Annotated in this window: 23 protein-coding genes and 3 pseudogenes; 12 read left to right on the top strand and 14 right to left on the bottom strand. The window is 67.2% G+C overall.

The genetic code is table 11. From position 1 onward, the window contains the following. Positions 1-24: 24 nt before the first annotated feature. From IEY33_RS11185 to IEY33_RS11170, 4 genes are all read right to left on the bottom strand, one after another. The gene (locus tag IEY33_RS11185; protein WP_188963365.1) at positions 25-1,128 is read right to left on the bottom strand and encodes a serine hydrolase; all 1,104 of its coding nucleotides are present in this window, start codon (positions 1,126-1,128) and stop codon (positions 25-27) included. Between the two features lie 81 nt (positions 1,129-1,209). After that, the gene (locus IEY33_RS11180; RefSeq protein ID WP_188963364.1) at positions 1,210-1,371 is read right to left on the bottom strand and encodes a hypothetical protein; all 162 of its coding nucleotides are present in this window, start codon (positions 1,369-1,371) and stop codon (positions 1,210-1,212) included. 243 nt (positions 1,372-1,614) lie between these two features. Further along, positions 1,615-2,586 carry an AraC family transcriptional regulator gene (locus tag IEY33_RS11175; protein ID WP_188963363.1) on the bottom strand — a complete coding sequence of 324 codons (972 nt, stop codon included), beginning with the start codon at positions 2,584-2,586 and terminating at the stop codon, positions 1,615-1,617. An 88-nt stretch (positions 2,587-2,674) separates the two neighbouring features. After that, positions 2,675-4,111 carry an MFS transporter gene (locus IEY33_RS11170; protein ID WP_188963362.1) on the bottom strand — a complete coding sequence of 479 codons (1,437 nt, stop codon included), beginning with the start codon at positions 4,109-4,111 and terminating at the stop codon, positions 2,675-2,677. Positions 4,112-4,362: 251 nt separating this feature from the next. Here IEY33_RS11170 and IEY33_RS11165 point away from each other — a divergent pair, with 251 nt between their 5' ends. The 4 genes from IEY33_RS11165 to IEY33_RS11150 all read left to right on the top strand — a co-directional run bounded on the left by IEY33_RS11165 (position 4,363) and on the right by IEY33_RS11150 (position 7,467). After that, the gene (locus tag IEY33_RS11165) at positions 4,363-5,352 is read left to right on the top strand and encodes an aldo/keto reductase (protein WP_188963361.1); all 990 of its coding nucleotides are present in this window, start codon (positions 4,363-4,365) and stop codon (positions 5,350-5,352) included. A gap of 131 nt (positions 5,353-5,483) precedes the next feature. Further along, entirely contained in the window at positions 5,484-6,455 is a 972-nt protein-coding gene (locus IEY33_RS11160) for an aldo/keto reductase (protein WP_188963360.1), read from the top strand. 3 nt (positions 6,456-6,458) lie between these two features. Then, positions 6,459-7,043, top strand: a complete 585-nt coding sequence (locus IEY33_RS11155) for an NAD(P)H-binding protein (RefSeq protein ID WP_188963359.1) — start codon at positions 6,459-6,461, stop codon at positions 7,041-7,043. A gap of 88 nt (positions 7,044-7,131) precedes the next feature. Then, positions 7,132-7,467 carry a nuclear transport factor 2 family protein gene (locus IEY33_RS11150; protein ID WP_188963358.1) on the top strand — a complete coding sequence of 112 codons (336 nt, stop codon included), beginning with the start codon at positions 7,132-7,134 and terminating at the stop codon, positions 7,465-7,467. A gap of 31 nt (positions 7,468-7,498) precedes the next feature. On the opposite strand, the gene IEY33_RS11145 is transcribed toward IEY33_RS11150, so the two are convergent. Further along, positions 7,499-8,227, bottom strand: coding sequence for a TetR/AcrR family transcriptional regulator (locus IEY33_RS11145; RefSeq protein ID WP_188963357.1), 729 nt, complete (start codon positions 8,225-8,227; stop codon positions 7,499-7,501). Between the two features lie 95 nt (positions 8,228-8,322). Here IEY33_RS11145 and IEY33_RS11140 point away from each other — a divergent pair, with 95 nt between their 5' ends. Together IEY33_RS11140 and IEY33_RS11135 are read left to right on the top strand one after the other, a co-directional pair. Beyond that, positions 8,323-9,153 carry an SDR family oxidoreductase gene (locus IEY33_RS11140; RefSeq protein WP_188963356.1) on the top strand — a complete coding sequence of 277 codons (831 nt, stop codon included), beginning with the start codon at positions 8,323-8,325 and terminating at the stop codon, positions 9,151-9,153. Positions 9,154-9,488: 335 nt separating this feature from the next. Continuing rightward, complete coding sequence (locus IEY33_RS11135; RefSeq protein ID WP_229670951.1) at positions 9,489-11,027, top strand: cation:proton antiporter; 1,539 nt, start codon at positions 9,489-9,491, stop codon at positions 11,025-11,027. A 40-nt stretch (positions 11,028-11,067) separates the two neighbouring features. Here IEY33_RS11135 and IEY33_RS11130 read toward each other — a convergent pair whose 3' ends face one another. Further along, on the bottom strand, positions 11,068-11,766 hold the full coding sequence (locus IEY33_RS11130; protein ID WP_188963355.1) for an SDR family oxidoreductase: 699 nt from the start codon (positions 11,764-11,766) through the stop codon (positions 11,068-11,070). 147 nt (positions 11,767-11,913) lie between these two features. Here IEY33_RS11130 and IEY33_RS11125 point away from each other — a divergent pair, with 147 nt between their 5' ends. Further along, positions 11,914-12,471 carry a TetR/AcrR family transcriptional regulator gene (locus tag IEY33_RS11125; protein ID WP_188963354.1) on the top strand — a complete coding sequence of 186 codons (558 nt, stop codon included), beginning with the start codon at positions 11,914-11,916 and terminating at the stop codon, positions 12,469-12,471. Between the two features lie 457 nt (positions 12,472-12,928). Here IEY33_RS11125 and IEY33_RS11120 read toward each other — a convergent pair whose 3' ends face one another. Further along, complete coding sequence (locus tag IEY33_RS11120) at positions 12,929-13,477, bottom strand: PaaI family thioesterase (protein WP_188963353.1); 549 nt, start codon at positions 13,475-13,477, stop codon at positions 12,929-12,931. Between the two features lie 180 nt (positions 13,478-13,657). Here IEY33_RS11120 and IEY33_RS11115 point away from each other — a divergent pair, with 180 nt between their 5' ends. After that, positions 13,658-14,260: a TetR/AcrR family transcriptional regulator gene (locus IEY33_RS11115; RefSeq protein WP_188963352.1), complete on the top strand. Its 603-nt coding sequence runs from the start codon at positions 13,658-13,660 to the stop codon at positions 14,258-14,260. Beyond that, entirely contained in the window at positions 14,253-15,686 is a 1,434-nt protein-coding gene (locus IEY33_RS11110; protein ID WP_188963351.1) for an MFS transporter, read from the top strand. The genes IEY33_RS11115 and IEY33_RS11110 overlap by 8 nt, the downstream gene beginning before the upstream one ends. A 72-nt stretch (positions 15,687-15,758) precedes the next feature. Here the strand turns inward: IEY33_RS11110 and IEY33_RS11105 are convergent, their stop codons facing one another. Continuing rightward, positions 15,759-16,625 (bottom strand): helix-turn-helix transcriptional regulator, encoded by an 867-nt coding sequence (locus IEY33_RS11105; protein ID WP_188963350.1) that lies wholly within the window; start codon positions 16,623-16,625, stop codon positions 15,759-15,761. Between the two features lie 52 nt (positions 16,626-16,677). Here IEY33_RS11105 and IEY33_RS11100 point away from each other — a divergent pair, with 52 nt between their 5' ends. The 3 genes and pseudogenes from IEY33_RS11100 (at position 16,678) to IEY33_RS11090 (ending at position 19,746) form a co-directional block, all read left to right on the top strand. After that, on the top strand, positions 16,678-17,463 hold the full coding sequence (locus tag IEY33_RS11100; protein ID WP_188963349.1) for an SDR family oxidoreductase: 786 nt from the start codon (positions 16,678-16,680) through the stop codon (positions 17,461-17,463). Between the two features lie 85 nt (positions 17,464-17,548). Beyond that, the gene (locus IEY33_RS11095) at positions 17,549-18,772 is read left to right on the top strand and encodes a cytochrome P450 family protein (protein WP_188963348.1); all 1,224 of its coding nucleotides are present in this window, start codon (positions 17,549-17,551) and stop codon (positions 18,770-18,772) included. A gap of 20 nt (positions 18,773-18,792) precedes the next feature. Further along, positions 18,793-19,746, top strand: a pseudogene (locus tag IEY33_RS11090) (IS630 family transposase). 45 nt (positions 19,747-19,791) lie between these two features. Here IEY33_RS11090 and IEY33_RS11085 read toward each other — a convergent pair. The 6 genes and pseudogenes from IEY33_RS11085 to IEY33_RS11060 all read right to left on the bottom strand — a co-directional run. Next, the gene (locus tag IEY33_RS11085) at positions 19,792-20,910 is read right to left on the bottom strand and encodes an alginate O-acetyltransferase (protein WP_188963347.1); all 1,119 of its coding nucleotides are present in this window, start codon (positions 20,908-20,910) and stop codon (positions 19,792-19,794) included. Positions 20,911-20,921: 11 nt separating this feature from the next. Further along, positions 20,922-22,340 (bottom strand): MBOAT family O-acyltransferase, encoded by a 1,419-nt coding sequence (locus IEY33_RS11080; RefSeq protein WP_188963346.1) that lies wholly within the window; start codon positions 22,338-22,340, stop codon positions 20,922-20,924. 10 nt (positions 22,341-22,350) lie between these two features. Continuing rightward, a complete protein-coding gene (locus IEY33_RS11075) occupies positions 22,351-22,944 on the bottom strand; it encodes an alginate O-acetyltransferase AlgF (RefSeq protein ID WP_188963345.1) in 594 nt (197 codons plus the stop codon). A 42-nt stretch (positions 22,945-22,986) separates the two neighbouring features. Continuing rightward, positions 22,987-23,118 (bottom strand): annotated as a pseudogene (locus IEY33_RS19305) (IS5-like element ISDge16 family transposase); the annotation flags it as partial. Between the two features lie 69 nt (positions 23,119-23,187). Beyond that, positions 23,188-24,525 (bottom strand): NF041680 family putative transposase, encoded by a 1,338-nt coding sequence (locus IEY33_RS11065; RefSeq protein ID WP_188963343.1) that lies wholly within the window; start codon positions 24,523-24,525, stop codon positions 23,188-23,190. 53 nt (positions 24,526-24,578) lie between these two features. After that, positions 24,579-24,923, bottom strand: a pseudogene (locus IEY33_RS11060) (transposase); the annotation flags it as partial. Positions 24,924-25,026 lie beyond the last annotated feature (103 nt).

The raw sequence follows: 25,026 nt of genomic DNA, 5'->3' as shown, positions 1-25,026 counted from the left end.
TCCGGGAACGGCACAGGCAGAGGATCAGGGCGCGGAGAGGCGCAGCAGCTGCGTCTCGATCCACGGGAGGACGCCCGGCACGCTCGCCCGCAGTGCCCCCGCATCCGCCGTGTCCGACAGGTCGTTCATGAACACGTACGCCAGCTGCGTCCCGTCCGGCAGCTCCACGTACCCCGTCAGGTTCAGGACGCGCCACGTGATGCCGCCCTTCGCGCCCCAGTACGTCGCCCGCAGGCGCGGGTGCTCCGGGCGGCAGCAGCCGGTCCCGAAGATCTTCCGGACCGCCGACGCCGACGCGGCACTCAGGCCTGCCCCCGACAGCGTGTCCCGCACCAGCGCCGTGTACGCGGCGGGCGTCGTGGTGTTCTGCAGGTCGAGTTCCATGGCGGGCGAGTACGTCCGGCTCCGGAAGACCCGGTCGATGCCCGCCTCCACCGCCTGCGCGGACGACCGCTGCCCCGCCCGGATCAGGGCGCCTGCCACGCCCACACGCGCCTCGAACGGCATCGCCCCGTACCGCGCCGCCCCACGCACGGCGTCCGGCCCCAGCACGTCCGGCGCGAGGCCCGCCTGCGCCGCCCACCAGCCTTTCGTCGTGACCAGCACGCTCGTGCAGGGACTCACGGCGTGCACCTCGCGCGCCAGGCGCTCCGGGCCGTATGTGAGCAGCAGCAGGTCAGCGGCCGTGTTGTTGCTGCCGTTGATGGCGATGTCCGTCAGGTGCGCGAGCGTGTTCCTGCCCGCCGGGAATGCCCCCAGACTGCGCGTGCCCGGCGTGGACGTCACCAGCGTGCCCGGCGTGAACCGACCCGCATCGATGTCGGCCCACACGGCATGCACGAGCAGCGGCTTGAACGAACTCGCCATCGGATGCAGCGCGTCCGGCCGACCGTACCGCACGGCGCGCGTGACCGCCCCAGTCGCCGGGTCGTACCGCGCCGCGAAGAAATCCACGCGGCCCGTCACCCCGCGCGGCAGCGGCGTCGTCACCTCCTGCGCGGACGGCACCTCACCGCAGGTCCGCGCGTATCCCGCCGGGGCGGGAACCGCGCGCGCGGGAACGAACGTCAGCAGGCCCAGCAGGACAGGTGCGGTCAGGAGGACGGACAGAAAGGAAGGCTTCGACATGGACGCCCCACTCTGCCAGAAAAACACCGTGACGCGCACGCCACGGCAACACCCGGAATCACCACACGAGCGCGGGACGCGTCACTCCAGCAGCAGTTGCGCCTGCCGGATCAGGTACTCCCCCGCCGCGCGCACCGCCTGCACGCTCGGCGGGCACGGCACCGGCCCCGCGAACCCCAGCAGCGCGTCATCCCGACGCAGCTCCAGCCAGCACTCCCCCGACCCGGAAGGCTCGGCGCTCACGCGGTCCACCGCCCGGTCACGCCACAGAAACCGGCAGGACCGCTCAGTCAAACCTACAGCGTGGGAACGGAGTTCATCGGGAAGAGCGTCGGACCACGGCATCAGCGCACGATACCCGAACATGGCATCACGTGAAACCACTTCGTCTTTATGTTTTCCGTAAGAACCAATACTGAAAGCGGCCCACGTGGCCCGCTCCGCACGTCCACGCGCCGTCCTGTTTCCCTCTGCAGAGCTGCGGGGTTAGTTCAGGTCCGCCTGAGTCTCCCCCTGCTGCCGCAGGAGCGCCACGTCGCGGGCCGGGGCGTTGCCGAACAGTCGCCGGTACTCCCGGATAAACTGCGACGCGCTGACATACCCCACCTGCCGCCCGGCACCCGCAACGTCCATGTTGGCAGTCAGCATCAACCGCCGCGCCTCCCGCAGCCGCAACGCCTTCTGAAACTGCAGGGGGCTCATGTTCGTGACGGCCTTGAAGTGCCCGTGAAAGGCCGAGGGACTCATGTGGACCAGTTCGGCCAGCGTTTCGACGGCCATGGGCCGGTCGAAGTGCGCCCGGACCCAGTCAACCGCCTTCGTGACACGCTGCGCCCCGGTGTCCTCCCGGCCGATCTGCGCCAGGCGCGGACCGAGCGGGCCGCGCAGCAGCCGGATCAGGATCTCGTCCATCACCAGCGGCGCGAGCAGTTCCGCGTCACGCGCGTCGCCCATCAGCGACAGGAGCCGCGTGGCGGCGTTGACGATCTCGCCGGTGGCGTCCCCGACACCGACGCCGCGGTTCTCACGCACGTCCGGCAGACCGTGCGTGAAGACCCGCCGACTCAGCTCGGCGACGCGCTGCGGCTCGAATTCGATCTTGACACACAGGAACGGCATGCCGGGACTGGCCCGTACGATCTCCGAGGCGACCGGCAACTCCACCGAGAACATCAGCATCTTCCGTTCGTCGTAATCGAACACCTCCGGACCGAGGAAGACGCGTTTGGCTCCCTGCGCGACGATGCACACCGAGGGCCTGTACACACCGTGGACGAGCTGCGAACTGGTGGTGTTCCCACGCACGGCGAACGTGCCGGGCAGGCGCAGGGGGTGACTGCCATGGTACGGCGCGAACCGTTCGGTCAGCCGAGCCAGGGAAAGCAGATCCTGCGCCGTGGGGACGCCGCGGGGCGTGGTGTCCGCCCCGGCCGAAGTCGCGTGGACGCGTGTGGTCATCTGGAACCTCCGAATGGGTGCGGTCGGCGCACGGGCGAGGATGGCCTGATTCTACAGGCCGGGTTCCGCCAGCAGCGGAGGCCCCCGCTCAGGCCCGACTCCCTTTCAGGGCAGGCCACACGATCAGCAGCAGGGCGACCAGCAGACACAGCACCTGCAGGACCGTGGCCCCGGTGAGCGCGGCAGAGAGGCGGTGGGCGAGCTGAGCCTCCGGGTCCACGCCGCTCGGGGTCGCCGCGGCGAACACCGTGACGAGGACCGCCAGGCCCAGGGAGTTCCCGAGCTGATGCGCAACGTTCACCAGGCCCGACGCGGCCCCCGCATCGTCCGGACCGACACCTCGAATGCCGGAAGCCGTCATCGGCGCCAGGGCCATGCCCTGCCCCGCGCCGATCAACAGCATCGGCAGCGCGATGCCTGTCAGGTACGGCGTGCCGACCCCGGCGCGACTGAGCCAGCCGAGCCCCACCGCCCCGACGAAGAGGCCCAGACCGAGCAGGCGCGCTTCCCCGAACAGGCGCGTCAGGCGGGACACCAGCAGCGCGGTGGCGAAAATCGTCACGGACGCGGGCAGAAACGCCAGTCCCGCCTGCAGGGCACCCAGGCCCAGCACCTCCTGCAGGTACTGGGTGGTGAAGAACCAGAAGCTCGCCATCGCGCCCAGGAACAGCACGCGCGCGATCAGCGCCCCGGCACGCTCCCGGTTCCGGAAGAGGTGCAGCGGCATGATCGGCGTCCCGGTCCGTCCCTCATTCCAGACGAAGAGACCCAGCAGCGCCACGCCAGCCAGCAGGGACAGCAGCGTGACCGACGACGTCCACCCTGCTGTGGCGGCCCGCATCAGGCCGTAGACCACGGCGGTCATGCCGAGCGTCGAGGTGATGGCGCCCGCCACGTCCAGTCGGCCGCTGCTCCGCACCGTCTCGGGAATGTACCTGAGGGCTGCCCAGCCGAGCAGCAGTCCGATCGGCAGGTTGATGAAGAACCCCGCCCGCCATGAGATCAGGTCAGCCAGGAACCCGCCGAGCACCAGACCGACCCCCGAGCCGAGCCCGCCGATCGAGCCGTAATACCCGACGGCCCGGGTGCGCCCCGGCCCTTCCGGGAAGTTCGCGGTCAGCAGCGACAGGGACGACGGGGCGAGGATGGCCGCGCCGACCCCCTGAACGGCGCGGGCCGCGATCATCCACCCGGCCGAGGCAGAGAGCCCGACGGCCACCGAGGCGGCCGTGAAGAGCGTCAGGCCCGCCAGGAACACCCGGCGGCGGCCCAGCAGGTCACCGGCCCGGGCGCTGAGGAGCAGCAGCCCGCCGAAGGCCAGCGTGTACGCGCTCTGAACCCAGGCGAGATCGGTGCCGGAAAAGCCCAGGTCGCGCTGAATCTTCGGCAGGCCCGTCAGGACGATGGAGATGTCGAGCACGATCACCAGGTAACTGACCAGGATGATGGCGAGGACGGCGGTGGGGTTTGCGGGCGTGGCCGCTGACTCGGCCTGGAACGGAGGCGTTTTCGTTCGGGTGCTCATGCTGACTCCTGAAGGCGGGGTGTTGTCCCGCACGGTGTTCTGCACTGTAGGTTCGCCGGGCGGGCCCGAGTTGCCCAGAACTCCAGAACCGTCACCTGATCCTTCAGACCGTGGAAACGCACGGGTCCGGGCGACGCACGACACGTCTGGAGGATTGGGCAGGAATTCTGGAGGAACGGACAGCCGCCCGCGCCGCGGCCCATCAATACTGGCTCCACTGCCCGTGAACGCCTCACGGCAAAGGAGCGGAAATGAACGAACGTCAGCTGGGACAGGATCTGCAGGTATCGGCCCTCGGGTACGGCGCGATGGGGCTGAGCGGCACCTACGGTGACGGTCCCGGCAGGAAGGACGCCCTGCGCGTCCTGCAAGCCGCGGTCGAGCAGGGCGTCACGCTCTTCGACACGGCCGAAGCGTACGGGCCGTTCGACAACGAACGCCTGCTGGGTGAGGCCCTGGCCGCGGACCGGGACCGGGTGGTGATCGCCACCAAGTTCGGCTTCGGCATCCACCCGGACGGCACCCGGTACGGCCTGGACAGCCGCCCGGACCACATCCGCGAGGTGGTGGACGCCATGCTCGCCCGCCTGAACACCGACCACATTGACCTGCTGTACCAGCACCGGGTCGACCCGAACGTCCCGATCGAGGACGTGGCCGGCACCGTCGGGGAACTCATCCAGGCCGGAAAGGTCCGGCACTTCGGCCTGTCAGAGGCCAGCGCGAAGACCGTCCGTCGCGCGCACGCGGTGCAGCCCGTCACGGCCGTCCAGAGCGAGTACTCCCTGTGGACGCGGGACGTGGAACACAACGGCGTCCTCGACGCCTGTGAGGAACTGGGGATCGGCTTCGTGCCGTTCAGCCCGCTCGGCGCCGGATTCCTGACCGGCAGGATCGACCCGGCCACCCCGCTGGCCGCCGGAGACTTCCGCAGCCGCTCACCGCGCTTCCAGCAGGACGCCATGCAGGCGAACATGGCCCTGGTCGAACTGCTCAGACGCGTGGCTGGCGAGAAGGACGCCACCCCGGCCCAGATTGCGCTGGCGTGGCTGCTGGCCCGGAAGCCCTGGATCGTGCCCATCCCCGGCACCCGCAAGGTCGAGCGCCTCGCAGAGAACATCGGCGCGGCCGCCGTCGCCCTCAGTCCGGCCGACGTGCAGGAGATCGGCGACGCGGCCGCGAAGATCGACGTGCAGGGAGCGCGGCTTCCCGAAGCCGTCCTGAGGATGACCGGCGGCTGAAGTTCAGGACACGCCCGCAGAACCTGAAGGCGCGTTCCGGTCAGCCGGTCCAGAACAGACCGGCACGGCCCTGGAGGACCTTCAGGTGCACTTCTCACGAGACCGGCTCGACATTCCGGAAGGAGAACACCATGAAACAACGCACCCTGGGGACCGGCGGACCGGCCGTCTCAGCGATGGGACTGGGCTGCATGCGCATGAGTTACGGCGACGCGCCGGCCGATCCCGGCGAGATGACCGCCCTGCTGCGTCAGGCCGTCGAGCACGGCGTGACCTTCTTCGACACGGCCGAGGTGTACGGCCCCTTCACCAATGAACAGCTGGTCGGCGCGGCACTGGAACCGTACAGGGACCGGGTGGTGATCGCCACCAAGTTCGGCTGGAATCCGGGCCCGGACGGTCAACCTTCCACCCGGTACGGCGTCAACAGCCGCCCTGAACGCATCCGGCAGGTGGCCGAGGAGAGCCTGAAGCGCCTGCGGGTCGACACGCTCGACCTGTTCTACCAGCACCGCCCCGACCCGCAGGTGCCGATCGAGGACGTGGCAGGCACCGTGAGCGACCTCATCCGGGAAGGCAAGGTGCGTCACTTCGGACTTTCGGAATCGGACGCCGCCACCCTCCGCCGCGCCCACGCGGTGCAGCCGGTCACCGCCCTGCAGAGCGAATACTCCATCTGGTGGCGTGCCCCGGAGGAGAACGGGGTGCTGAGCGCCTGCGAGGAACTGGGCATCGGCTTCGTGCCGTACAGCCCGCTGGGCCGGGGGTTCCTGACCGGGACCGTCACGGCCGACACGGTCTTCGACCCGTCCGACATCCGCAGCCGCAACCCCCGCTTCACCCGGGAAGCCATCGAAGCCAATCAGGCGGTGGTGGACCTGCTCAGACGCATCGGCACGGAGAAGAACGGCGCGGCGCCCGCCCAGATCGCGCTGGCCTGGCTGCTCGCCCAGAAGCCGTGGATCGTGCCGATTCCCGGCAGCCGCAGCCTGCCGCGCCTGCTGGAGAACAACGCCGCGGTGGACATCACCCTGACCCCCGCCGACCTGCAGGCCATCGACGCGGCCATGGCAGGCATCACGGTCCTGGGCGACCGGTACTGAGCCGTGCCCCGCATCCTGATTCTCGGAGCCAACGGCGGCCTGGCCAGGAACACGACCCGCGTGTCCCTGGCGCAGACCGACGCGACCCTCACCCTGTACCTGCGCCGCGCCCACCGGCTGAAGAACCCCGACCCGGCCCGCGTCACGGTCCTCGAGGGCGACGTGCTGAACGCCGACACCCTGAAGGCCGCCATGCGCGGACAGGACGTCGTGTACGCCAACCTCGCGGGCGAGATGGAGGCGCAGGCGCGGACCATTGTGGACGCCATGCACGCCACGCATCTGCGCCGACTGATCTTCATCAGCAGCATGGGCATCTACGGTGAGGTACCTGGACAACGCTACAGCAGCGTCCTCGATCCGTACCGCGATTCGGCCGCGCTGGTGGAGGCTTCCGACCTCGACTGGACCGTGATCCGGCCCGGCTGGTTCACGCCGGACGCGGAAGTCGAGTACACGCTCACCCGCAGGGACGAGCCGTTCCGCGGACACGACGTGTCCCTGAACAGTGTCTCGGACCTGATCGTCCGCCTGGCCACCACACCCGGCCTGCACGTGCGCGAGAGCCTGGGCATCAGCCGCGCATGAGTTCACGCCTCCGGGCGCATGCCTCGTCCGGCGAGGGGCGACGGTGATCCCGACGAACAGCGCGGCTGAACAGGATGTGCGCCGCACCGTGACGCACCTTCACCAGGCGATGGTGGACGCGCGTACAGACGTTCTCGAGGACCTTCTCGACCCCGGGTATACCCTGACGCACCTCACCGGTGAAGTTCAGCCCAGGGAAGCGTGGTTCGCCGCGATCCGCTCCCGGGCGTTCGAGTATCACCACATCCGGGAGGTGGCCACGGCCGTCGCCCTCGAACCGGACGTGGCTGTCGTGACCGGCCGCGGCATCGTCACGGCGACGATTCACGGCATGCGGCACCCCTGGCGCCTGGCGTTCGTGATGCGCTTCGTCCGGACTGGTGGCCGCTGGGTGGCCATGAACGCGCAGTACAGCACGTGGTGACATCCGCGGGGCGACGCGCACGGCGGTACACTCACCCTGAAACGGGACCCTCATCAGGTTCGTCCATAAAACTGGGCCGTCCCAGTGGCCTCCTGTACTTCAGACCAGTCAAGACAGTCGCTATGGCTTCTCGCACCACGACTTGAGCTGGATTGGGCATCACGGCAATGTCAGGACGCGCGGCGTAGGCGGCCTCAAGGGCTGAGGCCGGATGTGCCAGCGCCCAGGTATGCGTGACCGTGGCGTGGAGTTCGCCCAGAAAGACGCCCTTCTGTTCAGGGGTCCATGTGCCCAGCGCCGGGGAAAGGAGGGTCATCAGCCTGCCCATGCTGGCCTGAATCCCCAGTTTGAAGGGAATGATCTCCTCGGTGGTGACGTTGTGCTCCAGCACCGTCGGCGTGGCGGTCAGCAGTTCGCAGAGCAGCGAACGGGCCATGATGGTCCGGGAAAGCACCTCGGCCACGCGCTCGATAGGATCTGGCTGCATCGACTGTGCCAGTTCGGTCTCGACTTCGTCAACCCAGGCGGCATAGTCCTCTTGCAGCAGGGTGAGCAGGATGGCTTCGCGCGACTCGAAGTACCGCATGATGTTGGACTTGGCGAGGCCTACGCCTCTGGCGATCTCATTGAAGCTCAGCTCGGCCAGACGTCGGCCCTGGAGCATCTCCCTGGTGGTTCCCAGGATGTGCCCCCGCCGCTGCTGGCGCTGCTCCTCGGTTCTGGCACGTCGAAATTCGTCGTTGATCGCGGTGCTGGTCATCCGGTCTCGTCCCCTCCCGATTGACAAGGTACCACTGGTCTGATAATTTCTCAATCCAAAGAGACCGATGGTCTCTTATGAGGAGGAGTGAACATATGGGCAAGGACGTGATCGTGGTCATAGGAGCCGGCGCCATCGGCATCGCCATCGGACGCAGGCAGGGCACCGGCAAGCACGTGCTGCTGGCCGACTACAACGAACAGAATCTGGAGCGGGCCAAGGCGGCCCTGGAAGACGCCGGACACGAGGTCAGCACCCACCCGGTGGACGTGTCCGAGGGCGACTCGGTCAACGCTTTGGCCGATCACGCCGCCACCCTCGGCCCGGTGGTTCAGGTGATCCAAACCGCTGGGCTTTCGCCCGCTCAGGCCACGCCCCAGGCGTTGCTGGCGGTCGATCTGTACGGCACGGCGATCGTCCTCGACGAGTTCGCCCGCGTGATCGCCCCCGGCGGCGCTGGCCTGGTGGTGTCCAGCATGGCCGGGCACATGTTCCCCATGCTCCTGGAGGAGCAGCAGGCTCTGCTGAGCACCCAGACGCGGGACCTGCTCGCTCTGCCCTTCATCACGGCCATCCAGAACTCCACGCAGGCCTACTGCGTCGCCAAGAAGGCCAATCAGCTGCACGTGCAGCGGGCAGCCGCCACCACCTGGGGCGACCGGGGCGCACGCGTCAACGCCATCAGCCCCGGCATTGTGCTGACGCCGCTGGCCCGCGACGAACTGAATTCGGCAGCCGGGGACGGCTACCGGGCCATGGTCCGCACCAGCGCGAGCAAGCGGATGGGCACGGTGGACGAGATCGCCGCCGCCGCGAACTTCATGCTGGGCCAGGACGCGGCCTTCATGACCGGGGCCGACCTGCTGATCGACGGCGGAGTGATTCCCGCCATGCGTACCGGACGCCTGCCCCTGCCGGGAGTCTGAAGTACACAAACAGAAGCGCTCAGGAGGAACAGGCGACGTGGATGGGCAAACTCCGGGCGTTGGCTGAGGTGGCCAACGGGCATTTCCCTCTTGCATCCATCACCGGCTACGTGTAGCCCAGAGGCGAAGGAACTCGCCCTTCATGGACGTCTTCGCCTCCATGAATGGCCCACGGGGAAGGACCTGACCGGCCCCGTGGCGGACCATCGGGCCGCCAGACGACACAGGGGGTGGGTGACGTTCCTCCTGGCAGCCGGAGTCCATCACGCGATTCATTGAGCCCCACGCATTTGACGTGACAGCCCAGCGTCCCTCCGGGAGGTGCACACCCGCGCATGAATGATCAACTGCTGATGTTCGAAACGCTCCTGGCCCTGCTGCTCGGCGCGACCGTCCTGTCGATCGTCGCGCGGCGCGTCGGCGTGCCGTACCCGACACTCCTCGCGCTGGGGGGCGCGACGGTGGCGTTCCTGCCGGGCGCGCCGCCGCTGCGCCTGGAGCCTGAACTGATCCTGGCGCTGTTTGTGGCGCCGGTCCTGCTGGACGCCGCGTACGACACCTCGCTGCGGGATCTGCGCCGGAACTGGCAGCCGGTGCTGTCACTGGTGCTGGTCGCTGTGGGCGTGACGGTCGCGGCGGTCGCGGTCACGACCCGCCTGTTGTTCCCGGACGTGCCCTGGGCGGCGGCGGTGGCGCTGGGGGCGCTGCTGGCTCCGCCGGACGCCGTGGCGGCCCTGGCGGTGATGCGCGCGGTGCATCCCCCGCACCGAATCCGTACGGTGCTCGAAGGGGAAAGCCTGCTGAATGACGCGTCCGCCCTGATCATCTACAAGCTGGCGGTGGGTGCCGTGGCTGCCGGGAGTTTCAGCCTGAGCGGCGCGGCGCCCACCTTCGCGGTGGTGCTGGTCGGGAGTATCGCAGTGGGCTGGGTGCTGGCCCGGCTGGTGGGCCTGCTCATCTCCCAGATCGAGGACGTTCCCACGTCCGTGGTGTTCCAGTTCGTGCTGACGTTCGGCGTGTGGCTTCTGGCTGAACGTCTCGGCCTGTCGGCTGTCGTCACGGTCGTGGTGATGGGGCTTCTGGCTGGACGGAATACGGCCCTGACCGCGCGGACGCGGGTGCCGTCCTTCGCGGTCTGGGATTCGGTGACGTTCGTGCTCAACGTCACGGCCTTCACGTTGATCGGCCTGCAGTTGCGCCCCGTGCTGGAGACCCTCGGCGGCGGGGAGGGGCGGCGCCTGCTGGGGGCTGCCCTGATCATTCTGGGGGTGGTGATCGTGGCCCGGCTCTTGTGGGCGCTCATGTACACCCTGACGCAGCGGCCGGAGCGGATGAAACGGTCCCGCAGGCAGCTGCCGCTGCCAGCGAAGAGTGGACTGGTCATCGGCTGGTCCGGCATGCGCGGGATCGTGACGCTCGCGGCCGCCCTGGCGCTGCCGGACGACTTTCCCGCGAGAGCGTTCATTCAGCTGACGGCATTCGTGGTGGTGCTGGGGACACTGGTCATCCAGGGGTTGACGCTGCGGCCGCTGCTCACGCTGCTGCGCCTCCCCGAGGATACGGTCGTCAAGCAGGAGATCGGCGTGGCCCGCAAGGCGGCGCTCAAGGCTGCCCGCGCGGCCCTGGAAGGCGACACCTCCCCGGCCGCGCAGCGTCTCCGGACTGAATACGAGGAGGGCCTGAACCGGGCCCGCGCGGGTGGCGATCCGCACGATTCTCCGGACAACGTGCTCAGGCGGCAGGTGCTGGCGGCGTCCCGCGAGGCCATCGAGACGCTGCGCCGCAGCGGCATCATCGGAGATGACGCCTACCGCGTAACCGAAGCGGAACTGGACCTGCTCGAACTCAGCGCCCGTCCAGCTCAGGTGGACTGAAGCGGGACGCCCGGGTTGCGGCGCTCAGGGATGCCCCGGTTCAGAAATACACGGCCTGCTCGGCAGAGAGGCCGGCACGGACCTGACGGCTGGTGTCGTCGGCCAGCACTTCCGGCTGCCCGGCTTCCAGGGCTGCGAGGGCCTGACGGGCCACGTCCTGAGGGGAGGTTTTGGCGCCGGTGACGCCGTGGGCCATGTCGGTGTCCATGTAGGCGACGTGCAGGCCCGTGACCTGGGTGTTCTGGGCCTGCAGCTCGTGGCGCAGGCCGTTGGTCATGGACCACGCGGCAGCCTTGGAAATGGAGTAGGTGGCGGCGCCAGGCACACTGATCCAGCTCAGGACCGACAGGATGTTCAGGACGGCGCCGCCGCCGTTGCGGGCCAGGATCGGCGCGAAGGCCTGACTGAGGTGGAGGGGGCCGAACACGTTGGTGGCCAGCTCCCGGTTCAGGGCGCCGCTGCTGCCTTCGGTCAGGAGGTGGACGCCCTGGTGGTCGAGGATGCCGGCGTTGTTGATCAGGATGGACACGTCCCCGCAGGCTTCGGCAGCGGCGGCGATGTCGGTGGGTGAGGTGACGTCGAGCTTGATGGCGGTCACGCCGGGAATCTGGATGCTGTCGGGATTCCGGGCGGCGGCATAGACCTTGCGGGCCCCTGCAGTGATCAGGGCGTGGACGAGGGTGAGGCCGAGGCCGCGGTTGGCGCCGGTGACGAGGACGACGGAATCTTTGATCTGCATGGGCGGGCCTCCTGGGGGGCGTGGAGCGGGTGCGTGCCGGGCGTTCGGGTAAAATAGATGACGGATCTCATCTAAAAATAGATTATGTTCGTGATCTATAATCTGTCAAGCGGACGACTCCGCCCCATCCCCAACACAGGAGGCCCCATGCCCAGAGTGTCCAAAGCCCAGGCGGCCCAGAACCGCGACCGCACCATCCAGGCCGCCGCGCAACTCCTGCGCGAACGCGGCGTCGACCATGTCAGCGTGCAGGACATCATGGCCGAAGTCGGGCTCACCCACGGCGGGTTCTACCGCCAGTTCGACTCCAAGGACGCCCTGGTCCTCGAAGCCACCCGCCACGCGTACACCACCATGGCCGCCCAGATGGCCGACGCCGAAGGTGCGCAGGGCGACCACCACGCGGCCCAGCAGGCCTACATCCGGGCCTACCTCTCCCCCACCCACCGTGACCAGCCCGGCCAGGGCTGCCCGACCGCCGGCCTCGTTCAGGACGTCGCCCGCAACGGCACGACCGACATGCGCCAGGTCCTCGCCGACGGCGTGACCGGACTGGCCCGGTGGCTCGACACCGACGACCGGAGCGGCCTCGTGACCGCCTGCACCATGCTCGGCGCCCTGCTCATCGCCCGTGCCACCCAGGGCACTCCCCTCTCCGATCAGGTGCTCGAGCAGGTCAGCGGCGCACTGACCCACACCCCGTGAGCGCCGCCCCGGCCCATCCGTATACGGTCGAACGGCCGTACCGATCCGCTGCACGGTGCCCCAGCCACTCTGGCGAACGCCACCCCCGACCCTGGCGGACCAGGGCACGCGCTCAGCAGGTCACGCCGTGTGGAGCGTCCCGGTCGTCCTCCTGTCATTCCTGGCGGGCCTGCCGCCGATCGTTCAGGCTGTTCTGGCCCGCACAGGTCTCGACGCCCGCCTGAGCAGCGCCCATGACCTGGGTGCCTCCAACCTGTACTGCCTGGCCGACACAGGCTTCAGGGGTCTGCAGACCATGCTGGCCGGCAGCCTTCCTGACCTGATCAAAGGTAGGCGGCCTCGGCACCTTCGTCCTGACCGGCGTTCTCCTGGGCCTCGTGCCGGGCAACACCCTCCCGCTCCGGGCAGACCTGACCGTCCTCAGCGTCCCCTGACCGTCATCTTCCCGTTCCGCTGCTCAGGTGGGGCGCAGGAGCAGGCAGGTGGTCGTGGCGTGCGCGAACAGCTTGTCCTGTGCGTCGACCAGTCTGGCCTGCGCAGTCGCCACCTGCTTTGAAAGGCTCAGCACCTCGCCGATCGCGCGGACTTCCCCCATGCCGACCAGCAGGGGGCGCAGGTAGCTGACCTTGAGTTCCAGCGTCGTGTAGCCCACGCCCGCCGGGAGCCGCGTGTGGATCGCGCAGCCCAGCGCAGAGTCCAGCACCGCCGCGTAGACGCCGCCATGCACGCTTCCGATGGGGTTGTAGTGAAATTCCTGCGGAGTCATCCGGAAGGTCACGCGCCCGTCTCCGATGTCGTCCATGGCCAGGCTGAATTTCAGCGTGTCCATGACCGGTGGGCCGGTGAACTCGCCCCGTACCATCGCACGCAGGTACTCCAAGCCGCTGAGGTGTCGCGCGGCCTGCGCACCGATGAGCGGGTCGCCCCAGTGGTAGGTGCGCTGGCGGGTGCGTTCGGCGGGAGTGAAGCTGGTGGTCGTGGGGTTGGTTGAGGTGGGGTCGGTCATGGCGTCTCCTGATCGAGGTCTGGGGCGGGCGGTACGGGTGCGAATGGTGCGGATCGGCAGTGGCCGTCAGGGCGACCACCCATTTATATGATATGTATCATATGGAGAGCGATCCAGATCAACCCGAGCGGCCACTCGCCCACGCCCACCGCCCAGCCCACCCGCCTCCGGAGGAACCCCATGGCCCGCTACAAGACCGACCACGCCCAGGCCACACGCGAGAAAATCCTCAACGCCGCCACCCAGGCCTTCAAGGAAGGCGGCCTGGACACGGTGGGCATCGGACCACTGATGGGCAAGGCCGGACTCACCCACGGCGGGTTCTACGCCCACTTCAGCAGCAAGGACGCACTCGTGCAGGAAACCCTGACCCGCAGTCTCAGGAGCACCGCCAGCACCCTGCTCCAGGCCGCCACCAACACCGCCCCCTACGGGCTGGGCGGCGTCGTCCGCCAGTACGTCAGCCGCGGGCACCGCGACCAGGTCGACGCGGCAGGCAGCTGCATCCTGCCCACCCTCACCCCGGAACTCACCCGGCACGCACCGGACATCCGGCAGACGTTCACCGCCACCCTGCTCGGCATGATCGACGACCTGTGCGCCCTGTCCCACGCCGACACGCCGGAAGCCCGGCGCGCCGAGGTGCTGCCCGTCCTCTGCGGCATGGTCGGTTCAGTCATGCTGGCCCGCGCCGTCACCGACCGCGACCTCAGCGACGCCCTGCTCAAGACCACACGCGACCACCTCATCAGCACCCTCACACCGGAGACGCCACATGAATGAATCCCGGACGACCCTGCAGCGCTCAACCCTGATCGCCTCCAGTCTGGCCGTCGTGGTGGTCATGTTCAACGTCGCGGCCGTCAACCCGGCCCTGCCCGCCCTGCAGCGGACACTGCAGATCGCACCGACCGACGTGCCATGGGCGGTCAACGTCTACAACATCGTGTACGCCGCATTCCTCCTGGTGGGGGGACTGCTGGGCGCGCGACTGGGGTTCCGCCGCACCCTGCTGGCCGGCCTGACCGTCGGCGCGGCAGGCGCGCTGCTGGCCGCACTGGCACCGTCCTTCAACGCGGTCCTGCTGGGCCGGGGCATCTCCGGCCTGAGTTCCGCGCTCGTGCAGCCGGCCAGTCTCGTGCTCCTCACCCTGGCCTTCACCGAACCTGCCGCCCGGGCCCGCGCCATCGGCCTCTGGGCCGGCGTATCCGGCCTGGGAATCGCCATCGGCCCGGTGCTGGGCGGCGTGCTGGTCGACGCGTTCGGATGGACGTCGGTCTTCTGGACGCTCGCACTGGCAAGCTTGACCGTAGGTTGGATCGCCCGGCGAGGCACGCGCCCCACCGCGGCCCTCCCCGCGAAACCCATCGACCTGACCGGCCTGATCCTGATCACGTTCACCCTGGCTGCCCTGATCTACGGCCTGACGCAGGGCAACGGTCTGGGCTGGACCTCCCCGGCAGTCCTGGCCTGCCTGACGGGCGCCGGCATCGCCTTCACACTGTTCGTCTGGGTGCAGCGACATGTCCAGGCACCGCTGGTTCCCCTGAACCTCTTCAGGAACCCGGCCTACACCGCCGCCAACCTGGGCGGCCTGGTGGTGTTCTTCGGTCCGTTCAGCCTGCTGGTCTTCTTCACGATCCTCCTGCAGGGCGTCCTGCATTTCACGGCGACCCGCGCCGGTCTGATCACCGCGCTGTTCCCGCTCGGGACTGCCCTGGGATCGACCCTGGGCGGCCGCCTCACCGCACGCAGAGGCGAACGGCTCACGGCCACCCTCGGGCTGAGCCTGACCGGGCTGGGCATCCTCCTCCTGACCGGCATCACGCTGACCATGAACGGCTGGGACCTGTGGTGGAAATTCGCCCTGATGGGCCTGGGCGTCGGGCTGTCCCTGGGCGCGCTCACCACCGCCGCGATGGCCAGCGCCCCCCAGGACCAGCTGAGTCAGGCGTCCAGCGTCCTGAACGCCTTACGACAGGTCGGCGTCGCCCTGGGCGTCGCGACCCTGGGCGCGGTGATCGCCCGGCATCCAGGCGGAAGCGGATCAGCGTTTCTGTTCGGCCTGCGCGACGCCCTGTGGCTGGCCGGGACTGCCCTGCTCGTCGGTGCTCCGGCACTCTGGTGGGCCATGGGCCGAACCACCTGGACGGGCCCGGCCCGCCCACCGCACCATCCCGTTCAGGATCTGACGGCAACCGAACCCTGAACGCGTGGACCAGAAGTCTGGCGAATCAGAGCCAGAGGACGAAGCAGGCTGCGTGCAATGCCAACCCATTGGTCACCGTGTTCGTGCAGCCATCCGCGCCAGGGCGGCAGCGGTGGGGGACCCTGGATCGGCGGTGCAGACCAGAATCTTGAAGTGCGGCGTGCCGCTCACCTGAAGCCAGGTCGCATTGAGTGCCAGCAGACCGAATTCCGGGTGCTGGAGGTGCATGTGGACGGCGGCGTGATCGCGCACCTGACGCTCGGCCCAGAACGTGGCGAAGTCCGGGCTGGCTGCACTCAGCTGCCTGACCTTCTGCGGGAACCAGTCGTCGTTCGTGTAGCGGCTGCTGTCGAGGCGGAAGGCGGCCACGAGCTGCCGCGCCTGGTCCGGCCAGTCGCGCACGATTGCGCGCGCTTCGGCGCCGAGGAACATCAGGTCGAGCAGGCAGGCCCCGTCACCGAGTTGCGGGAAGAATTCGAGGTATTCCGCTGTGGCGTTCTGCGCCGTCCGCTCCCAGTGCTGGTTGAGCAGCAGGGCAGGGGCGGGCAGAAACGCGTCCAGCACCTGCTGAAGCAGAGGATTCCAGGGTCCTTCCGGAGGGTCGGGGGTCGCCCGCTGGAGCTGCTGGATGTAGAGCCGTTCCTCCTGGGTGCAGCGCAGCGCGTCGAGAATCCGCTCCAGGGTGCCTGCCGACGGCCGAATGGCGCGGCCCTGTTCCAGCCACGTGTACCAGGCGACGCTGACGCCGGCCAGCAGCGCCACCTCTTCCCGTCGAAGTCCGGGGGCGCGTCGCCTGATCCCTTCAGGGAGTCCCACGTCGGCCGGGCGCAATCCCGCACGTTTTTCCCGCAGTAAACCTCCCAGCTCACGGCGCTGTTCCTCAGTCATTCGGCCCTCCCGGTCCGCCCCCGTCACGTTCGGCCGGGGAGTGTCGGTCATAGGATAATCCCTGGACTGTTTAAGGGTCGGCACGGCCTTCAGAGTGAACGGCATGACCCATCAACCCTCATCCCCACGTCTCGCCCACAAGGTCGTCGCCATCACCGGAGCCGCGTCCGGCATGGGCCGCGCGATGGCCGAACTGTTCGCCCGCGAAGGCGCGAAGGTCGTCCTCGGCGACCTGAACACCGCCCCCCTGGACGAACTGGTCACGCAGATCCGGGCGGCCGGAGGCGAGGCGCTCGCCGTGCAGGTCAACGTATCGAAGGTCGCGCAGGTGAATGCCTTCGTGGACGCGGCCGTCAGTGCACATGGTCGCCTGGACGTGCTGTGCAACAACGCCGGCATCCTCGACAACTTCGTGCCCGCCGCCGAAATCGACGACGACCTGTGGGAGCGGGTGATGGCCGTCAACGTGAGCGGCCCGATGTACGCCACCCGGCGCGCGCTGCCGATCATGACCGCACAGGGCGGCGGGGTCATCATCAACACCGCCTCGGTGGGCGGGCAGTTCGGCGGGCGGGCCGGGACCGCCTACACGGCCTCCAAGCACGCCCTGATCGGCCTGACCCGGAACGTCGCCTGGACGTACCTGCCGCAGGGCGTCCGCTGCGTGGCCATCGCGCCGGGCGGGGTCGCCACCGGCATCGGCAGCAGCATCACGGTACCGAACCCGCTGGGCATGGCCCGCCTGGCCCCGCTGTCGCTCGACAGGATGGGCGTGAGCGTGCTTCAGGCCGAGGAGATCGCCCGCGCCGCCCTGTTCCTGGCCTCGGACGACGCGAAAGGCGTCAACGGCGCGGTCCTGACCGTGGACGGCGGATGGACCGTCGGCTGAATTCCTGAACCTCCGAAACGCGCAGTCCCGTCCCCCTCGGCCCGACCCCCCGGAACCCCGATCTGAACCCGCCAGGAGCACGCACATGACCAGCCACGACCACACCCCGAACGTTTTCGACCCGGCGACCGCCGCCAACCCCTACCCGATGTTCGCCCGGATGCGGGCCAGCGGACCCGTCGTGCAGATCGACGCACCCACAGCCTACAATCCGACCGGTTCGGCCACCTGGCTGATCACCGGCTTCGCCGAGACCGTCAGATTCCTCAAGGACCCGCGCTTCACTGTCGACGCCAGCGCCATCCACCCGGACGCGGGGGTCTTCGGGCACTCCGCCGAGGGCGGCGCCCAGGAACAGAGCTTTCTGGGCGCGAAGACCATGGTGAGCGTCGACGGCGCGGAACACACCCGCCTGCGCGGGCTCGTGGGAAAGGTGTTCACCCCCAGGTACGTCGAGACGCTGCGCCCCAGGATTCAGGCCCTCACCGACGCCCTGATCGACAGGGTGCAGGACAGCGGCCGGATGGAAGTGGTCGCCGACTTCGGCTACCCGCTGCCGATTCAGGTGATCTGCGAGATGCTGGGCGTGCCGCCCACCGACATGAAGCAGATGCAGGTGTGGTCGGAAGGACTGTCCGACCATGCCAACCCGCAGCCGGAGGTGCTGCGTGACTTCTCGGCCTACGTGATGCAGCTGATCGCCCACAAGCGGGCACGTCCAGGTGACGACCTGATCAGCGGCATGATCCGGCTGGAAGAGAAGGGAGACACCCTGACCGAGGGTGAACTGATGGCGACCGTCGGCCTGCTGATCTTCGGCGGGCACGAGACCACCTCGAATCTCCTGAGCATCGGCATCCTGACGCTCCTCGACCATCCGGAACAGCTGGCCGGACTGAAGGCCGATCCCGGCCGCATTCCGGCCGCCGTCGAGGAGATCCTGCGCTACAACGGCCCGGTCTTCAGCCCGGCCCCGCGCTACGCCCGCGAGGACGTGGAACTCGGCGGCCAGCAGATCCGGCGCGGCGACGTGATCCTGGCGGCGCTCGGCTCGGCCAACCACGACGAGCGGGCCTTCACTGACCCCGAGGAGCTGAACCTCGCCCGGGAACTGAACAGGCACGTGGCCTTCGGGCAGGGCGTTCACTTCTGCCTGGGCGCGCCGCTGGCCCGGCTGGAGGGAGAGATCGCCTTCGAGACACTGCTGCGCCGCCTGCCCGGTCTGCGCCTGGACGTGCCGCGAGACCAGGTGGTCTGGCGGGACAGCACCCAGCTGCGCGGCCTGAAAACCCTGCCTGTCGCCTTCTAGGCTTCTGCCATAATAAGCGTATGAAGATTGTTGGAGCGGCGGGATATGACTTCGCATTACGGGAACGAATCGTTGCCGCTGTCGAGAACGGAACGTCGGTCAAAGATGCCGCTCGTCAATTCTCGGTGAACGTCATGACGGTCTACCGGTACCTCAAGAGTCATCGGCTGGGCCAGCTGCACGTGGTGGCCAAGCCCACAGGTCGCCCGTTTCAGCTGACTGCCCTGCACGAAGCACAACTCCTGAAACAACTGGAAGAACATGGCGACGCGACGTTGGTCGAGCATGCCCGCATGCTCGAAGCAGCCACGGGCCTCAAGGTCAGCGCCAAGACGGTCGACCGGGCCTTCGCTCGGCAGCACATCACCTATAAAAAAAACGCTGATCGCTCGCGAACGGTGTGAGGAACGCCGTCTGGCGTTCCTGAACGAGCTGGCGCCCGACTTGCAGGCACCCACGCAGCTGGTCTTCCTGGACGAGAGTGGCTTCAACACCTCCATGACTCCGTTGTATGCCCGCGCGCCCAGTCATGTGCGCGCTGTGGGCCAGGTGGCCCGGAACCATGGCCTGAACCAGACCCTGATCTGTGGCCTGCGCCTCGCGGGGCCAGTGGCCCCGCTGGTCACTCCCGGAGCGGTCAATGGGGACACCTTCGAGTGGTACGTGCGCGAGCAACTCTGTCCAGCCCTCGAGCCAGGACAGGTGGTCGTGATGGACAATCTTTCCTCCCACCACCGAGCGTCCGTACGGACGCTCATCGAAGCTCGGGGGTGCAGCTTGCTCTACCTCTCTCCCTACAGTCCGGATTTCAATCCGATTGAGATGATGTTTTCCAAACTGAAAGCGCTCGTTCGGGCGGCGGGTGGTCCACCCTGGACACCTTGATGGACGCCATCGGTCGGGCGCTTCAGGCGGTGACGCCCTTCGATACCTTTGGCTGGTTTAAGCACGCTCACCCTCACATGTTTTTATGACAAATGCTCTAGGGGCGGCTGAACAAAGATGTCCGGTACTGAGGTTCAGCGGCTTTCTTCGGGGTATTGAAAGCGCAGGAACCGTTCGGGAATCTCCCAGATCACCAGTTTCGGCGGTGCATCCTTGAGGGCCTGACTCTTCAGGTATGCCCTCATCGGCACGACCGGCCCCTTACCGGGATCGGCTGCGTTCAGGACGTCGGTATGCAGGGCCTCCTTGAGCGCCCCTTCGAAGTTCCAGTCCTTGATCGCACTGTAACTCGTGCCGACCAGCGTCACGCTCACCTCGGCGTCCCCGAGCAGGCCTCCGCCACTCTCGCCGACCTGTGTGGTCGTGGGCACGTGCACTTCCGCGGCTTGCGGACCTTCACCTGCAGGGAGTGGTAGGTATCGGAGCAGATCCCCGGTCTTCTGAGGAGCAGCACTCGAAGTGGTCTCGAAGGAGACTTCTGGGAGATCCAGGGTCGGCCACGTTTCCCGAACAGTCTTTGCAAGGGTGTCAGCCGCGATCTTCGCGCCGAGTGGCGTCCAGTGCGTGTCCGTCCGGACGAACAGGTTCCCCTGGGCCTTGTGCTGCTGCAGGACCTGCAGCAGGTCCGGCGCCGGAACACCGAGCGCCGTCACGCTCTCCCGGAACTGTTCGTACAGGGCGGCTTTCACGGCTGGGACCTTGTACGCTCCGAGATGTTCCGGATACACACGTGTCTTGGCAGGGATGACCGCCACGATGAGGTGCGCTCCCTGGGCGGCCAGCGCGTCACGCACTTCACGCACGAACGCGAGTTTCTTCTGCACTTCGCGCGCATCCGTGACTGTATCGGTCGTTTCGAACTCCTCGCTGGTATACAGCCAGCCGTCCGCGCCGACCAGCGCTCCCTCACGGGCTTCACCGAACAGGCGGTAGTTCGTCGTGCCCCACAGCTTCACGGCAGGGTCCCGGAACGGGACCCCGGCGTCCAGGCCCGTCTCGTAGGTGTGCGCCCACTTCCCTGTCACGACCTCCTGGTCTTTCGGGAAGTCGCGCGCCCCTTTGGACGTCAGGGTCAGGGCCGCCCCGGTGACGACGGCCGCGATCAGGAAGGCGCCGGGCATCCAGCGCAGGACGGCCGGGGTTCCCGGCTGATCAATGTTGTTTTTCAGAGTGTCCTGAGCGAATTCGGTCATGTCAGGTCACCTCAGAACTGGAAGTACAGGAAGGGCGTGTAACTCTGGGCGGACAGTTTCAGGATGGCCAGCACGAACAGCGGCAGCAGCACCGTCGTGGCCGTCACCGCCAGGCGGGGACGCAGCAGGCGTCCACCCACGTCTCCCACCGTGCGGCCCCACCAGGGCGCCACGTACACCAGCACACCCGCCAGCAGCATCGTCACCAGTTCGCTCGGCCGGACCTGCCATGCCAGCGTGTCGCTGAGCGACACGCCATTCAGGCCCAGCATCCCGCGGTACATGCGCAGCGCGTCCGGCACGTTGTCCGCCCGGAACATCACCCAGCCCACGATCACCAGCAGCATCGTGCCGGGAATCGTCAGCCAGGCCGGACTGGGCTTCCACAGGCTCGCTTCCTTCAGGCGACGTTCGACGGCCAGAATCCCGCCGTGCCATGCGCCCCACAGCACGAACGTCCAGTTCGCGCCGTGCCACAGGCCGCCCAGCAGCATCGTCAGGAACAGGTTGATGTAGGTGCGAGTGCGTCCTTTGCGGTTGCCGCCCAGCCCGATGTACAGGTACTCGCGCAGCCAGGAACTCAGGCTCATGTGCCAGCGGCGCCAGAACTCGGTGATGCTGCGGGAGATGTACGGGTGGTTGAAGTTCTCGGGGAACTTGAAGCCCATCATGGCGGCCAGGCCGATGGCCATGTCGCTGTAACCGCTGAAGTCGAAGTACAGCTGCAGGGTGTAGGCGAGGGCGCCGAGCCAGCTGTCGGCCAGGGTAGGGTTCGCATGACCGAAGCTGGCGGTCACCAGCGGCGCGATGGTATCCGCGATCAGGACCTTTTTGGCGAAGCCGGTCATGAAGCGGGTGGCGCCGTAACTGAACTTTTCGAGGGTGTGGGTGCGGGTGCGGAACTGGTCGGCGAGGAGGTTGTACTTGAGGACGGGACCAGCGATGAGGTGGGGGAAGAGGGCGATGAAGGCGGCGAAGTCGAGGAGGTTGCGGGTGGGGGGTTCTTCCTTGCGGTAGACGTCGACGAGGTAACTGATGGCGTGGAAGATGAAGAAGGAGAGGCCGATGGGGAGGAGGACGGGGGTCCAGGTGAAGGGCTGGAGGCCGACGGCGGTGATGGCGGCGTTGAAGGAGTCGATGCCGAAGTTGGCGTACTTGAAGTAGGCGAGTACGAGCAGGTTGAGGGTCACGCCGACACTGAGGAGCTGGAACCGGCGGGGACCGACGGCTTGATTGATGGCGAGGGCGAAGAAGTAAGCGGCGAGGGTGACGCCGGCGAGGAGCCAGAGGAAGTCGAGGCGCCACCAAGCGTAAAGGGCGTAACTGCCGAGGAGGATCCAGGCGCTTCTGGCCTTGAAGGGGAGGAGGTAATAGAGGGCCAGGAAGACAGGCAGGAACGCGAACAGGAAGATATTGCTGCTGAAGACCACTCGTCTGGCCTTACTTGGTTTTCGTGCTGCTGGTGGTGAAGGTGACGCCCGTGTCCGTCACGACGATGGCGTACGCGTTGCCGCGTTCGAGGGAGACGCTCCTGAGCGCGCCGAGGTTCTTGGTGCCACTGAAGGCCGCAAGCTCGACAGTGATGCCGTTCACAGCGCGGCTGCCTACCTCGCCGGGCTTGACGCCGTTGACGACGGTGGTCTTGCCGTCGGCCGTCTTGAGGTCGATGCTGGCGTTCTTGCTGAGGTTGTAGATGCTTAGCAGGGCCTTGGCGCGGTTCTCGGCCGCCTGATCGGTGATGAGGACGAGCTTGCCGTTGAGGGGGGTGACGCTGTAGAACTTTCCGGCCTCGACCTTGAGGGTGCCGGTGGTGGCGCCGAGCTTCGCCGTGAAGCTGCCCTGCGGGACGATGACGTAAGGGCTGGCGGCTCCCTTCCCGGCGGTGACGGCTTTCGTGCCGAGCGTGGCGGTGGGGGCGTTCAGGACGCGGACGAAGGCGCTGTCGGCAGGAGGAGCGGGATCGTACAGACCCTGCATGTCCTGAGCGGAAGCGGCAGTAACGGAGAGGAGCAGAAGAGGGGTAAGGAATTTCATCTTGTCCATATTAACCTCGGGTGCTAGGGTGTGTCTGACGAATCAGAGCCAGAGGACAATACAGGCGATGTGCACGACCGACAGGAAATGCCAGCCCCGCTTGTCATACCGAGTGGCCATCGCAAGGAAATCCTTCAGTCGATTGATGCAGCGCTCCACGAGGTTTCTCTCCTTACCTTGTGATTTAAGCCGACCGCTGATTGTGGCGGTCGTCCTGATCGTGTTGTTGGTTGTTCAGGCCGGTCAGGCGGTGCGTTTCACCGCCGGGTAACGTGTCGCTGGTGGGGAGCGGCGTCCAGAAGGTCGGCCTGGAGAGTAACCACAGGGTTTTGGCGGGGAAGCTGGGGTCCCCAAGCGTGGCAACAGCTGAGCAAAACCTTGTCGAGCTCGACTCGGTGTCAGACGTCCCTGGGCTTGAGGAGCTTGCCAGGGAAGCCGGGCATCTTCCAGGACGGCCCTGGCCAACCGCAACTGGGTGAAGGCCAGGAGCACCAGCCAACTCCACTGTTCTGCCTGCTCCGGTGTTCGGACCCGAGGCTTGTCCCAATTCAGGGTGCCTTTCAGGAAGCGGAAGGTGTGTTCCAGGTCAAATCGCCTGGTATAAGCCCGCCAGAGCAAGGCGAGGTCCGGGGTCCCCGGACCTCGCCACCAGAGCCAGAACGCTTGCGGCGTTCTGGTCTCGCGAGGGAGTTTGGAGACTTCGAGCAGCAGGACGGTACCGCTATAGGTCGTCTTCGCCGAGTTGTCACCCGGACGCACATCCTGCCCGGATTTGACATGAAGACCGGACCAGGCTCGGACCCGAACCGCTCCGTATGCCGAAGTGGTCTCCAGGTGTTCCTGATGTGGAGCAGGCCACGACGTTTCGTCCTGGCAACTGAAGCGTGCCCCATGGACCCGGGGGCGACCGCCCTGGGGACCAGGACGGTCGTCGACGTCGAAATAGAAGCGTCGATTTCGACGGACACGGACCAGGACGGCAATCTTTTCAGCGTGATGCAGCTTTGCCAGACGGGTCGGGTCGTATCCACCGTCAAACACGAACAGAGGTGTGGTGGTCCCGTGAAGCAACGTCATCACCTGCTGGATCTGGTCATCCGCGGTCTGGTGGGCCGTTCCTTCGACAGAAACGCGCTGAACATCCAGCGGCGCGGTCCAACTGCTCTGCGTGGTCCCGAGTTGAGCGATCCAGGAGAACGACCATCCAGCGACCACGGGCTTCCCGGCGCTGTGCCGACTGGCGTGGTAGTAAAAGCCGCGTCCTGGGCTGGTCTCGGCATCATTCCTGACCCAGGTGCTGGTGTCGATGGCGAAGACCGGGGGGGCGTCTGGAAGCAGGGTCCTTCCTACCGCCGCTCTCAGCCGCTGAATATCGTGTTTTCCCTGGGTTAACGCGGCATACAAGCTGCCCCAGCGATGCAAGAAACTGCCCTGCAAGCTGAGGTGCGCGAAGCTCGGCACCATCCCGGCGGTCGTGATCGCGTCCAGCAAGTGAAACTGCGCGTTGGAACGGTGTTCCAACGCGCCAAACACGTCTTCCCGAAACTGCTGTAAGGGAGCCAGCTGAGCGTCAGCGTCCATAAAGCAGCATACAAAATCGCTCCCGTTCGACCCTCAAACAGTTAAATCACAAGCTTATAGGCTTCCGGATCATGGCTGGGCGACCGTCCACCTCGCTGTCCCCGCTCCAGCCGCGCTTTCTTCGCGTCTTCGCGCTCTGGACAGATACAGCGGATCCCACGGGCCCTCCGGGCCCGTGAGTACATTCCAGCCCCATATGCCCGGTCCATCCTAAGACTGGTCGGACGCTTTCTCAGACAACCTTTCATCACCCTCAGCACCCGCACCGCGTCCAGCAGCGGGATGAGAAACGTTGGATCCGACGCTTCCCCAGCAGACACGAGGACGGCCAATGGCCGTCCTCGACCCTCGCTCAGGACATGGATCTTGCTGATCCGACCGCCCCGGCTGATCCCGATGCGTGCGCTCGCCAGCTTGGCCCCCGCCGCTCAGCTTATCGGGCCACTCGCGCTCATTCTTATCGGGCTCTCTTTCTGCCAGTCACGAGCTGAGATCAGTCTA

Origin of the sequence: Deinococcus aquiradiocola (assembly GCF_014646915.1) — a bacterium.
Classification (GTDB): Bacteria; Deinococcota; Deinococci; order Deinococcales; family Deinococcaceae; genus Deinococcus; species Deinococcus aquiradiocola.
The sequence above is the reverse complement of the archived record's forward strand: the minus strand, read 5'-3'. Positions and strand labels throughout refer to the sequence as shown.